At 28.8% G+C, this 13,618-nt stretch carries 11 protein-coding genes; all 11 read right to left on the minus strand.

Annotated features, from left to right (window positions below):
- Positions 1 to 74: 74 nt before the first annotated feature.
- Positions 75 to 2,009: a polysaccharide biosynthesis protein gene (locus tag GBH57_RS11290; protein WP_151674603.1), complete on the minus strand. Its 1,935-nt coding sequence runs from the start codon at positions 2,007 to 2,009 to the stop codon at positions 75 to 77.
- Between the two features lie 40 nt (positions 2,010 to 2,049).
- Positions 2,050 to 3,183 carry a DegT/DnrJ/EryC1/StrS family aminotransferase gene (locus tag GBH57_RS11295; RefSeq protein ID WP_151674604.1) on the minus strand — a complete coding sequence of 378 codons (1,134 nt, stop codon included), beginning with the start codon at positions 3,181 to 3,183 and terminating at the stop codon, positions 2,050 to 2,052.
- A gap of 1 nt (position 3,184) precedes the next feature.
- Complete coding sequence (locus GBH57_RS11300; protein ID WP_151674605.1) at positions 3,185 to 3,784, minus strand: acetyltransferase; 600 nt, start codon at positions 3,782 to 3,784, stop codon at positions 3,185 to 3,187.
- Positions 3,781 to 4,386, minus strand: a complete 606-nt coding sequence (locus tag GBH57_RS11305) for a sugar transferase (protein ID WP_151674606.1) — start codon at positions 4,384 to 4,386, stop codon at positions 3,781 to 3,783. The genes GBH57_RS11300 and GBH57_RS11305 overlap by 4 nt, the downstream gene beginning before the upstream one ends.
- A 12-nt stretch (positions 4,387 to 4,398) precedes the next feature.
- Positions 4,399 to 5,553 carry a glycosyltransferase family 4 protein gene (locus tag GBH57_RS11310; protein WP_235904699.1) on the minus strand — a complete coding sequence of 385 codons (1,155 nt, stop codon included), beginning with the start codon at positions 5,551 to 5,553 and terminating at the stop codon, positions 4,399 to 4,401.
- Positions 5,554 to 5,555: 2 nt separating this feature from the next.
- Positions 5,556 to 6,935: a phenylacetate--CoA ligase family protein gene (locus GBH57_RS11315; protein ID WP_151674607.1), complete on the minus strand. Its 1,380-nt coding sequence runs from the start codon at positions 6,933 to 6,935 to the stop codon at positions 5,556 to 5,558.
- A gap of 48 nt (positions 6,936 to 6,983) precedes the next feature.
- Complete coding sequence (locus GBH57_RS11320) at positions 6,984 to 8,327, minus strand: glycosyltransferase family protein (RefSeq protein WP_151674608.1); 1,344 nt, start codon at positions 8,325 to 8,327, stop codon at positions 6,984 to 6,986.
- Between the two features lie 104 nt (positions 8,328 to 8,431).
- A complete protein-coding gene (locus GBH57_RS11325; protein ID WP_151674609.1) occupies positions 8,432 to 9,676 on the minus strand; it encodes an EpsG family protein in 1,245 nt (414 codons plus the stop codon).
- A gap of 228 nt (positions 9,677 to 9,904) precedes the next feature.
- Complete coding sequence (locus tag GBH57_RS11330; protein WP_151674610.1) at positions 9,905 to 11,221, minus strand: polysaccharide deacetylase family protein; 1,317 nt, start codon at positions 11,219 to 11,221, stop codon at positions 9,905 to 9,907.
- A 14-nt stretch (positions 11,222 to 11,235) separates the two neighbouring features.
- Entirely contained in the window at positions 11,236 to 12,291 is a 1,056-nt protein-coding gene (locus GBH57_RS11335; protein ID WP_151674611.1) for a GNAT family N-acetyltransferase, read from the minus strand.
- A gap of 103 nt (positions 12,292 to 12,394) precedes the next feature.
- Positions 12,395 to 13,495 carry a glycosyltransferase family protein gene (locus GBH57_RS11340; RefSeq protein WP_151674612.1) on the minus strand — a complete coding sequence of 367 codons (1,101 nt, stop codon included), beginning with the start codon at positions 13,493 to 13,495 and terminating at the stop codon, positions 12,395 to 12,397.
- Between the last annotated feature and the right edge of the window lie 123 nt (positions 13,496 to 13,618).

The raw sequence follows: 13,618 nt of genomic DNA on the forward strand, positions 1-13,618 counted from the left end.
AAATTAAAACAACTTAATTAAATTAAGAAGTAAAATTTCAGAAAAAAGAAATATTAGATATGTAATAAAATAGGTTACTTATTATCTAGTGCTTCAAACTCTGAGTTTTCACTTTTATATTCAGGCACCAATTCTTTCAATAACATTACAACTTCTTTATCCTTGTATCTAGTTGCAACTTTTACAATCTTTTTAATCTTAATATTAAGATCATCAAAATCCACCGTTGGAACTTCTGATATCATAATTTTAGGGTGGTGCGTAGGTAATGATGTTGAAGTATCATTCAGTAATTCTTCATACAACTTTTCTCCAGGTCGAAGTCCAGTAATCTTTATTTTAATATCCTCGTGAGGTTCTAAGCCTGAAAGGCGTATCATGCGCTCAGCCATATCATATATTCTGATTGGTTGTCCCATATCAAAAACAAATATTTCACCACCAGCACCAATTGTACCAGCTTGTAAAACCAATTGACAAGCTTCTGGGATTGTCATAAAATATCTAATAATATCTTTATGTGTAACTGTTACAGGACCACCAGCTGCAATTTGCCTTCTAAAATGCGGAATAACTGATCCATTACTTCCTAAAACGTTTCCGAAACGCGTAGTAATAAATCTCGTTTTAATATCTTTTTTCTTCTGTAATGACTGAACGTACATTTCAGCAACACGTTTAGAAGCCCCCATCACATTTGTAGGGTTAACAGCTTTATCTGTCGATATCATAACAAAACGTTCAATATCATTACTTACCGCTTGTACTGCAAGGTTAGCTGTACCTAATATATTTACGTATATAGCTTCGTGTGGATTTCTTTCTATTAATGGTACGTGTTTGTATGCTGCCGCATGATATACCATATTGAACTTATACTTTTTGAAAAGTAACTCCAATCTATACATATTACTGATATTTGCTAATTCAGTAATAAAATTAAATTCAGGATATGTTACGTTTAAATATAATTCAAGTTCATGTAAGGCAGATTCTGCTTGATCTAAAATTACAACTAGCTTAGGATTAAAATTTGCTATTTGGCGTACTATTTCGCTACCAATAGATCCGGCTCCACCTGTTACTAAAATTGTTTTGCCAATTAAATCCTTACTAATGGTATCTGTTTCAATAGCAATAGGATCTCTTTCTAGTAGATCTTCAATTTGAATAGGTTTAATCTGGCTATGGATATCAGATTTTTGATTCCATTTTTCAAGTATTGGGACATTTAATATTTCAATATTATTATCAAGACAAACTTCAACAATTCGGTTTTTATCTTTTACTTCTAATGCTTCGCTTACTAATAAAACTCCCTGAATGTCATACTTAATTAACATTTCAGTAAAATTATCATTGATGGGTATTACGGGCTTACCAAGTAACTTATATCTTTTAGAATCAAATTTTTCAGTTAAGAACCCAACAAGCTTGTATGGTAAACTAGACTCTTGTGTGAGTGCTCTACCTATTGATATTGTTTGGTCATTTGCTCCAACTATGGCTACTCTTTTTTTCAAAATACCTTTCATTCCTTTCTTCAAAAAGAAATAAGATTCCTTCACAACTATTCTAAAAAATAAGAGTAAAACAAATGAAATTAGAAGATAAAGTAATAATACCGCGTATGAATAAACTTTATGCCCTGTAATACTATTATAAATTACATTGAAGAGGACTAATGTGATATAAGAACTTAATACTGCTAATGCCAACTTCAGAATATCGTTAAAAGTTGAATGCCTTATAATACCTGAATATGTTTTAAATATGAAGAAGTACAATAAATTTACAATGAGTAAAAGTATTGCTTGAGTAGGTATTGATACATAATCACTGAAAAATACAGGTGTCCCTAACAGTAATAAATATACCATTGATAAGGAACAAGCGCATATTAGCAAATCAATAACTACAACTATCCACCTAGGTAAATAACGCTGATCAAGTATATTTAATCTGTTATTTCCTGAGTAAAGTTGTTTTAGATGTAGTAGTATTTTCAAATTTTATAATATTATTCGTATACCGCGAAGGTACTGATATTTACAAGAATTTTTGAATAACGTTTGTTAATCTAACTCGATCTTCATTAGTTAGGTTACTACCTGATGGTAAACAAAGTCCGTTTTCAAAAAGAGACTGAGCAACATGTGTGCCATAGAAAGGTGATTCTTTAAACACCGGTTGCATATGCATTGGTTTCCAAAGTGGCCTTGACTCTATATTTTCTTCTAATAAAGCTAAACGAAGTTCCTCAGTTGTAAATGAAGCTTCGTTACTATTTATAACCACACACGAAAGCCAATGGTTTGAAACATAATCTGAAGAAGGTTCTACAAATACCGTTGCTCCCTTAATGTCTTTAAATATTTTTTTGTAGAAGGCATTCATATCTTGTCGATACCCTACGTGCTTTTGCAATACTTGCATTTGTCCACGACCAATACCTGCTGAAATATTACTCAATCGATAATTGTACCCAATATGACTATGTTGGTAATGAGGAGCATCATCTCTTGCTTGAGTGGCTAAAAAGATAGCCTTATCTCTAATCTCTTTATCCTTTGAAATTAAAGCCCCACCGCCTGAAGTAGTGATAATTTTATTACCGTTAAATGATAGAATACTAATCGCTCCAAAGGTTCCACATTTTCTTCCTTTGTATTCACTTCCAAATGACTCTGCACTATCTTCTAAAATAGGAATATCATATTTTTTAGAAATTGCTGTTATCTCGTCTACTTTAAAAGGCATTCCGTACAAATGTACTGCTACAATCGCTTTAGGTTTTTTACCCTTTGCAATTCGATCTTTAATAGCCGTTTCAAGATGAATTGGACAAATATTCCAAGTGTCTTCTTCACTATCTACAAAAACAGGAGTTGCACCTTGATATACAATAGGGTTAGCTGATGCAGAAAAAGTCATACTTTGACATATCACTTCATCACCTGCAGTAACACCAAGTAAAATTAACCCCAAGTGTAGTGCAGCAGTACCGCTACTTAAAGCAGCTACGTGAACATCTTCTTTTAAATATTCTTGAATATCAACTTCGAAATTATTCACATTGGGACCTAAAGGTGCTACCCAGTTAGTATCAAAAGCTTCGTTTACAAAATCTCGTTCTGTACCACCCATATGTGGAGATGATAACCAAATTTTAGTTTTATTCATTTCAATTTCTAATTATTTTAGCGGGATTACCATACACCATTGCGTTGTCTGGAACATCCTTCGTTACAATTGCTCCAGCACCAATGGTTGCCCATTTTCCTATTTTAATTTCAGGTAAAATTACACTACCTGCTCCTACTATTGTCCCCTCACCTATTTGAACACCACCAGCGACACTTGCTTGGATCGCTATATGAACAAAGTCGCCTATTCTAGCATTATGAGATACCGTAGCATTGTTATTTATTATACAAAAATCTCCAATAGAAACATCTGCATCTACAACACTATTTGGAAAAACAACACATCCAACACCTATTCTAGCAGATGGATATACCACAGCCGATTTATGAGTAAATGTAGGGAAATTTCCTTTTATTTTTTTTGATATTTTCTTTCTTGCTTTATTACTTCCAATACTAATAACTGTTGATTGATTGATAAACGATTCGGAGAATTTACAAACAGGAACATCTAATATTGCATCTATTTTAGGACTATCATCAATAACTCTCACAGGAGTATATTCATTTAAAGACCTAATCAACTCAATAACAGCATAACTATGCCCACCTGAACCGTAAATTTGTATTTCTTTCATTTGCTGCCTGTAAAAGGAGTCGTTGTAGCAACTCCCTCTGTATTAATATCTTCTTTAAAGATAACCTTCTTAACTGTCTTAATTAATATTTTCAAATCTAAAATGAATGATTGATTTTCAACATACCAAACATCGTATTCAAATTTTTGTTCCCAACTAATCGCATTACGTCCCATTACTTGAGCCCAGCCAGTTATACCAGGTTTAACTTTATGTCGTTTTCGTTGCGTTTCAGAATAAAGAGGTATATAATGTGGTAATAATGGTCTTGGCCCTACAAAACTCATATCACCTTTAATAACGTTTAATAGTTGTGGGATTTCATCTAAAGAAGTAGCTCTAACAAAGGATCCTATTTTTGTTAATCTATTTGCATCTGGTAATAAATTACCTTCTTTATCCTTTTTATCGTTCATTGTTTTAAACTTAATGATCGTAAATATTTTCTCCTTAGCGCCTGGTCTTTTTTGAAAAAAGAAGGGCTTCCCATTATTAGCAATCGCTAAAAAAAGCGTTATTAATAAAAAAATAGGACTAATCGCCAAAAACACCGTAAAGGCAACTAAAAAATCCAAAAAAGGTTTGATTATTTTTCTATACACAGTGCAAATATATCAAAGGTTTGATTGTAATAGTTTGTATTCGTTTAATAAATATTGGAACATCTCTTGACGATCGTAATTTTCTACAATTATCTTTCGTGCATTTTTTTTAAGTGTTGACTGAAATTCTTTATTAATAGAAAGATCTCTCATTGCCTCTAGCGTGGCAGCTTCATCTTTTACAGGAATTATTATTCCATTTTCTCCAGAGGTTACAATCTCGTTACATCCATTAATATTTGACACAATTGCAGGTAATCCCATTGCTCCTGCTTGCAAAACAACATTAGGAAAACCTTCACGATAACTTGGAAAAACCAAACCATCACTCATTGCAAAAAACGGTCTTACGTCATTTTGATATCCCGCGTGTACTATTTTATTGTTTGTTTTAATTGCCTCAACAACTGATGGATTTAATGGATCTAATTCTTCTTCAAATGGTCCAACTAGTAGCAAAGTGCACGCACTATTTTCTTTTAATAACTGCTGAAATGCTCCTACCATTTCATTTACACCTTTATCTGCAACCATTCTGCCAACAAAAACAAAAACAAAATCGGTTAATGGAATGTTCCATTGACGCTTTTGTCGGGCTATAAACTCTTCAGAATATAACGATGGATCAAAATAAGAAGTGTCAATACCATTAGAACTTCCCTTTCCTAAAACTTTTAGTTTACTTGGTTTAGTAAACTTTTCTGAAAGTATAAAATCATAAAGTCCTTTAGAGTTTGGATACACATTTGTGGAAAATTTATATGTTAGCTTTTCTACAAAATCTAATACTTTTCTTTTCATTCCAGTGGCTTCCATAAGTGGAAGTCCTGCTACAGTATGTAATCGCAAAGGCACTCTAGCAAAATAAGCAGCCATAATCCCTACTATTCCTGCTTTAGGTGTATGCGTATGTACTATTAAAGGCTTCTCTTTCTTTAGATAACGGTAAAGCTCATAAACAGCTTTTAAATCCTTTATGGGTGTTATCTTTCTTGTTAGCTCAATATGTTTAGTAGCAACCCCGTTATACTTACCATACACTTCTAGACGTTCTTTTTCTGCTGAAATTGCAGTCACATCAAAATGGTCCTTCATAAAGGTTAATTGTCCTTCAAGAAGCTTTTCTAATGATAATGGAATGGTGGTAATTCTTATGAGTTTTCTCAAAATTAATTATCTATCAAATGTTTAATATTGTTTTTCACAAGTCGAAATTTTCCGCTTTTCTCAACGGGAATTGAAGAGACGTATTCAAATTCTAATTGCATTTTTTTACCCACTCTATCTGTCCAATTATCAATGAATCTCTTTTTACTCTTTTCATTAAAATTTTCGTCGTCGATAATTAGCTTAATAATAATCTTATCCAATTCATTTTGTGTGGCTTGAAATTTCACAATTCCTTGTGTGTCCTTTAAAGTGTTTGAGACATTTCCAAGATTAATCTTCCCTGTTTCTGGAGAAAAAACGTAATCATCAATCCTCCCTAATATCTCCTTAACTAGTGGATTATTATTACCACAACTACAGGTTTCGCTACTTAGCTCTATAGAATCACCAATATCATATCTAATTAATGGCGTCCCATGTGTTGTAAAACTTGTCACCACCAATTTACCTGAATTTGTGGGTTTATTGTTGGAATCTAAAACTTCAAAAACACCACTTTGCAATTCTAAATGTAATTTTTTATTAGCGCACTCTATAATAAATGGAGCCCCTTCAGAAGAGGCGTATTGATCATAAACACCACAATGAAAATAAGATTCAATTAGTCCTTTATTCATAGGTGAAATACTCTCTGCTGTGGGAAAAATAGCTTTTACAACTCCTTTGGGAAATGCTAAATCATTGTTCAAACCATATTTAGCTATTTCAAGAATATTTGAAGGGAAACCAACTAAATATTCTGGTTGAAATTTAATAAGATCTTTAATATAATATGGTAAATAATCTTTCTTGATATGAAAAGTTGAATAATATTTTACATTGTATAAATAATCTTTCTTCCAAAAACGGTTGCTTTTAATATCACGATTAGTAAGAATATTTTTTCCTGAAAACCAAGCTGTTCTTTTCCCTAGTTCGTATCCAAAATTTGATCTAAAGTTATCTAACATCGCAAAACGTTCCTGAAAATCTTCATGCGTGAAATATACTTCAAGTGACTTCCCTGTTGTACCTCCAGTTTTAGAAACAACAGCTTCTGTTTTAGGAATGGTGTAAATTGTATCAAGGTTAGTTCTAATGTTTTCTTTAGATAAAATTGGTAGCTTAGAAATGTTCTTTATCTCTTTAAATTGTGGATCTAAACTTAGTCTTTCATTGAAATATGTTGAATTTTTTATTGCAAATGAAATAAATGAGCCATACTTTTCTTGTTGAAGTTTCTTTAACTCAACGAGACTTAAATTTTTATTTTCATTAAACAGAGTTCTATAATGTTTATAATTCCCACGATACCTAATTCTATTACTCTTGTAATTATAAAGTGTTATAAGTGAATTTTGAAATATATGCGGTAATACCTTGTATAATTTTTCTTTCATATTAATAAACTTTTATCTCGTATATTCAAGTTAATGTTTGAAATATATTTAATCATTAATAAAAGAAACTAATTTTTTAGTTATATTCTTATAATCGAAATTTTCTAATTTATTATTGTAGCTATTTTTCAAAATACCAAACTCGTTTTTTTCTTTGAATTTGTCATATATGAAATTAGTTAATTTTTTAAAATCTAAATCATAATCTAAGCTAGCATCTTCAAAGGCAAAACCTCCATCTACTTCGTGAATTATATTTTTGAACTCACTATTAGGTAAATTTCCATTTACTATTCCCAAAATTGTTTTTTGAGTTAAAAAACATTCAAATAATTTTCCTGTTAATATTCCCTGATCTTTAATAGTATTCCAAGTTACAACAATTATCATATCAGAAGTGTTCTGAATACTAATAGATTCAGTTCTACTTACTCTACCTCTATCCTCTAAAATTTCAGTTAAGTTAAATTGAGAAGCTTGCTTGTAAAGTTCATTAAATTCACTACCAGCATAAACTAGTTTGAATGAATTAACATCGATATTATCTTCTTGTTCTATCAAATACTTCAGTCCTTTAAAAAAAGATTTTAAACTGCGAGTTCCTCCATATAAACTTCCTACATAACAAAAGGTAAGTACATTACTTGGCACAGAATTATTAACCAACAAATCTTTATCTAAATCATCTGTATCAAAACCATTAGGTAAAAATTTTAATTTGTAATGATATTTAGAATTAAACTTTTTAAACAAATCTTTAGAAATACAAGTTGCGTAATCTGTTTGAGACAAAATTCTATTTTGAAAACTTGTATTTATTTTAAGTTTTAACCAAGTTGAATTAGTTTCATAATTTATTGGGTCTCTAAAATCTGCAAACCAGGTGTTAGCAAATTTATTTTTTCTAACCCAATTTGCAGCCCAATGATCTCCTAATGCAGGATAACTCGATAGTACAAAATCAAATTCTCCTTCGACATAATTTTCTTTTATAAATGAAATTACATTTTTCTTCCAATCTAAGTTCCTAATAATTGTATATATAAATTGCAAGTAAGTAAATAAGAGTGCTTTTAAGGATTTTAAAATATTTTCATTTTGCTTTTTTGTCATGTAATTAGAAGCACTCTGTTTTTGCAACATAACATTTCGCTTCTTTAAAAACATTTTAACGAACCAATCACTTTGTGAAATAGTATGTTTTTTTACAACATCAATTTCTTTACTCAATAGAGATTTATCAATTTTTGTATATTCATCTAATTCTGGCGATATAACTGTAATATCATAATCTAACCGTTCTAGATATTTTACTAATTTAGTAATGCGTATGGCGCCAATCACATTTTTAGGAGCAAAAGCAGTTGTAATTATTAGTATTTTTTTTTTCATAAAACATTTTAAAATATAATCGTATTCTAATATGATTATAGTTAACTCAAGTTTAGTATTTCTACAAAATAATATTTACTAGGTAATATATTTAAGCTATTCAATTAGAAATATATAAATTTATACCCCATTCCTTCATAAATTATCCAAAAGATATTTCCATACCATATTTTACTGCTTGTTAGTATAAAACCTAAATAAACCACATTAAATAAAATAAAAAACGAATAAACTGGAACAAAACCTAAAATATATTTTTGTAGTGTGTTAGACTTAAAATGCACATAAAAACGTATTAGAAAAAAGAAAAACATTTGAGTAGATATTGTCATAAACCTACCACCGGATGGGAATAGTGTTAGCATAAACGTAATGGAGAAAAACAATAAAACAAAATTAAATAAACTGTTTAATTCTGGAGTTTCAACACTACAATCCTTCAACATTTTCTTTATTTTAAAAATAAGAAAGAAAATATAAAAACGAGAAAAATAGTTAAATGTAGCTGTAACTGTATGAAAAAATGATTTAGTCCTTTCGCTGTATAACTCTGTCATTTCACTACTGTTATACATATCTACCTTAGAAGCAATACTAGGTAAAAGCATTGAAGAAATACCTCCCAAATTAATAATATTACTTTCTAAAATAAAGGAAGAAAAAAATGTAATTATAAATATTGTAAAAATCCAAGATGACGTTTGCTCTGTTTTAAATAATCGTTTTCTAAACAGATAGAATATTAATAAAAAGGGTATGATCATTAAAAATGAAAAGTGGAATAAAAAAGTGGATAATAAGCCCAATAACCATAACCTATTATTATAAACCATCAAATTAATAACAGAACACAAACAAATAATTGCAGCAGTGTAAAATCTAGCTCCATTTATACTTACAACAGAATTTAAAGAGATAAAAACAAGACAAAGTATAAATATGGAAAAACTTTTTTCGATGCCCTTAACTTTCAAAAAAAGCTTTACAGATTTATATGAAAAAACTCCAAAGACAAAACCCAAGAATGCGAAGAGTAATTTTGGGTTATTCGTAAAGTTTTTAACCAGACTAATAGCTGAATATCTATATAAATCAGTATGATATCCATTTAAATATTCATTAAAAATGGTTGATAGATTCCTATAATAAAACTCATTAAAACCAAAAGCTACTCTGTACGAATCTGCTGACACGTCAGTGAAAGCAAAAGAGTACCCAAACAGTGTATTAAAAAAAATGTAGATTATTTGACTCTTTCTAGAAGCAATAGTATTAAAAGACACTAAAAATGCACCAAATGGCCAAATAAAGAATAACGGTATTCTTAAATCTATTTTTGTTTTCTTCATTCGTTGAACTATATTGAATATATTGACCGTTTAGTCTCAATACATAAATCACAATTATAAAATTTAGTTAATAATAAGCAAGTTAAGCAAACTTAATTATCAAAATAAGAAACTCACTTTTTTTAGTGATTTTCTTACAGTCAAAACTATCTAAAATATCACTCCGTAATTAATTAGAGATATATTAAACAGGATTATCTAAAAAAACCTATTTAATTCAAATATTCTTTAAGTATTCTCATCTACTATTTGTTTGTATAGATGTTGATATGACATAGACTTCCCTATGTTAAATGCTGAATTATGCCATAGAAAAACAAATGTTCCATTGTATTTTTTTACTGTTTTAATCAAATAATTAATTTCTTGAGAAACCTGTGATGGATTTTTATTTTGATAAGTAATAAAACTACCTTCCATCACAATTAGTGGTTTTTCTATAAGTTTTAACTGCTTTTTAGTTAAAATATTAAAAACTGGGAATTCATAACAAACACCGCATCTAAAACCAGGAATATCATGATAAGACATAGTACTATCCCATTTCATATTATTGTCTTCCCAAATTTGCCAAGTTGTAGGGTTTTCAAAACGTAAAAAGTGTTGTCTACCAGTAGTTATTACTGTATTGGCTACTTCTTTAAGTTTAATTAACTCTTTTTGAAATTGCGCATTATCATTGTAAGCATTATAAGAAGGATGGAAACCAATAAAATGGCCACGGCTCTTAATCTCTGTTAGTAATTTAATAATGGTTGGATGATCAATTCTGTAGTAGTTATCCTTATTTGATGTACCTCCACTCATAAAGAAAAAATGAGACTTAAGATTATTATCTTCAGATACTTTCATTAAAAAGTTAAAGGTATTGAAAGGGTCTTCCTTTTTTAATTTAAATTTAAACAATAAAATAAACTCTTTTAAGCTTTTACGTTTTATTAAAGCACCTCCAATAGATTTAATAAAATCCTTAGTATTCCACCATAATCTAGGTAAGTCTACATCATGAGTAATTACCATTTCAAAATCGCGGTCTTTCCGTACTCCTTGATAACCTAAATATTCAAAAACGCCCCAAAGTAAATCTAAACATTCATTTACGATTGGCCTATTTAAAAAATTATTCTTGTAGGCAATAGATTCTCTAGCAGGAAATCTATTATGTTCATCCCTAATATCGATTACATATTCCTCCCACCTAGTTAACATAAAAAAGGCTGTCGCAAATATATCTGCATGTATAACTACTAAATTTTTTGATATATCTATTTTATTTTCGCCGTATAAAATTGGAATAGGTTCACTTGTAAAAGGACTACATAAATATTTAACATCTTTAGGTAAATTACTTTTCTTTAAATAATCTTCTTTTTTGAATAAAGTATTTTTTAGTATGATGGTCTTTCCTTCAAATTCAATAATATAGTCCTGATTATTAATATTTCTATTTAGAATCACATTAAATTCAATACCAAAAAAAGTTTTAAAAAAAACATCAACAATGTACTCTTTTTCTGGACAAGCCTCATTTATATAAATATTCATATATGATTATTTTATTAAATAGTTCCTTGTGATGAAATTTTGGAAACAATAAATTTATTAGGGTCATAAGTATTGTCTGATAAATTTTTCCAAACAAATCCCATTCCATTATTTGTTATTATATGCCCCGCATCATTGTATGCATTTAATTCACTTTCATTGACATCATTATTATCAAATACCCAATTTTTCACTAAGGTTACTCCTTTCTTAAATAATTTAGATGTTGTATACTTAATCATTTCAGATTTATCTTTTTGAGTTACAGCTTTATGAAAAGTACTTTGTATAACATAGCCTACTTTTGAATTAATATTAACAACAATTAATGCCATTAATTTTACAGTGTGATCATAGAAACCAAATGTTTTGATTTCTTTGTAATAAGGGTTATCATAAACTCTCCAATTTTGAAAATCAGAATTTTGAAGTATCGCAAAATGATTTTTATTTGATGAAAAGTAAGATGCTATTATTTCATCAATTTCGTTAGTAATATCCTCATTTTCAATGATTTTATAGTGACTTAATTTTGATTTTGACTTTAAATAATTTTTAGCTTTAGAAGCTATTACAAAACCCAAATACTTACTCTTTTGAGTAAATGAACTATTTTTATTAGTAAAAAATGTATATCCTTTAAAAACATTACCTACAGCAGTACTTTGTTTTATATGAAAAGGTATTGAGAAACCTAATTTTTTAAATGGTTTTAATGCGGAAGTAAATCCCCATATTATCTCAATATTGGCTTTTTTACATTCTTCAAATAAAACATCATAAATTTTATAGAAAACTCCTTGACCTCTGTAATCTGAATCAACTAATGTATCCTCACTTTTACCTGTTTTTATTATCTTACCATTTAAAATAAAATGGAATGGAATTACACAATTTGTTCCAATTATTTTTTCACCATCCTCAGCTAACACATACACTGCTTTACCAAAAGGTCCGTCATTAAATAGCCAACAAAACTCCTTAATTGTTCTATTTGTTTTATTTACTCTATTATAGAATACTACAATATTATTGTAATCATTTTCTATTGCTAATCTATATGTAATCATCTTTAAGTATTAGTGATTTTTCAATATAATATTAATAAATAGTTACGATAATAAAAATGATACTTATTATTTTATTAACGTAAACCAACTCAAAAAAAATCTATTAACCATTTTTATATAATCCAAACCATTGTTCTTTAATAGCTCCCCATCCAGATAATGAATAGATAACTTCAGCATTATGTTGCTTTTCAAGGTTAGAAATTTCATAATTAATTGCCCTTATAAATACGGAACACATCTCAGAAAAATCCTTTATTTTAAAAAACAAAACATTGTTATCATCTAATATATCATAAGGTAACCAAGATCCAGTTATAATTTTAGCACCACCAAAAATAGCTTCTTGCATGGCACCGGAAAACATATCATTATTTTGCACTTGAATCATAACATCAGTCATTTTTCTATAATGAGCTAAACTTGTATTTTCATGAAACGTGTAATCTAATTGATAATGAGGCAAGGAAGACTCCTTAAGTTTTGATAAAATTTCAGATATATAAATTTCATTATTCCTTGGATACCCAATTGGAAATAGGAAGAAAAAGTTTTCAGTAATCGCTAGGTTAAGTTTACTTAGTTCATCAATTATCTTTAAATGATTTTGATTTTTACCTCCATTTGTACCAACACAAACAATCTGCTTACCTTTTGGAACATCAAATTCAAAAATATCTCTATCTACTTTTACTATATTTTTTTGAAGTTCTAATTGACCTAATGGCCATTTAACTATACCTAAGTTATTTTTTAAATTAGGATAAATTTCTGAGAAAGAGTTCAAGGATACTTTATTTGAAAAAATTATTTTATTCATTCCTTTAAAAAAAATACCTAATAAATAATTCTTCTTATTAGCTATAGCAAAATCTGAACCCCAGAAAGTAGCATACTTAATAGCATTATAATACTTAAAAATTAAAATATGAACTAAAACAACATAAAAATTTATAAAATGATAATGTATATAATCAACATCCTTCAAATTCGATTTTAATTTAAATATAGATTTTAACATAGCAAAATTAGAACTGCTATTCGAAAATATTATCTCTTTACCTGAAGAATAATCTGTAAGTGTACAATCTAATATAGAGTACCTCCAAATTTCATGTTGTTTAGATAACTTTCTAGAAATATCGCCTAGAAAATTATCAAAATCATTTATTTTAATTGTAGATATAAATAATATTTTAGCCATTTCAATTATATAAAAACGTAATTACAATTTTTTGCAAAAATAGCTACAATATATTAAGGAAATCTTTTTATATAAATTTAGTTTTCGTAAAACATGAACTGGCTTAGTCAACTTAATCATATA

Origin of the sequence: Patiriisocius marinus, from assembly GCF_008974325.1 — a bacterium.
In the GTDB taxonomy this organism is placed as follows: Bacteria; Bacteroidota; Bacteroidia; order Flavobacteriales; family Flavobacteriaceae; genus Patiriisocius; species Patiriisocius marinus.

Bases quoted from the DNA above. Each gene is read 5' to 3' on its own strand.
- GBH57_RS11330 (WP_151674610.1), bottom strand. From the start codon at position 11,221: ATGAATATTTATATAAATGAGGCTTGTCCAGAAAAAGAGTACATTGTT.
- GBH57_RS11325 (WP_151674609.1), bottom strand. From the start codon at position 9,676: ATGAAGAAAACAAAAATAGATTTAAGAATACCGTTATTCTTTATTTGG.
- GBH57_RS11315 (WP_151674607.1), bottom strand. From the start codon at position 6,935: ATGAAAGAAAAATTATACAAGGTATTACCGCATATATTTCAAAATTCA.
- GBH57_RS11300 (WP_151674605.1), bottom strand. From the start codon at position 3,784: ATGAAAGAAATACAAATTTACGGTTCAGGTGGGCATAGTTATGCTGTT.
- GBH57_RS11320 (WP_151674608.1), bottom strand. From the start codon at position 8,327: ATGAAAAAAAAAATACTAATAATTACAACTGCTTTTGCTCCTAAAAAT.
- GBH57_RS11335 (WP_151674611.1), bottom strand. From the start codon at position 12,291: ATGATTACATATAGATTAGCAATAGAAAATGATTACAATAATATTGTA.
- GBH57_RS11340 (WP_151674612.1), bottom strand. From the start codon at position 13,495: ATGGCTAAAATATTATTTATATCTACAATTAAAATAAATGATTTTGAT.
- GBH57_RS11295 (WP_151674604.1), bottom strand. From the start codon at position 3,183: ATGAATAAAACTAAAATTTGGTTATCATCTCCACATATGGGTGGTACA.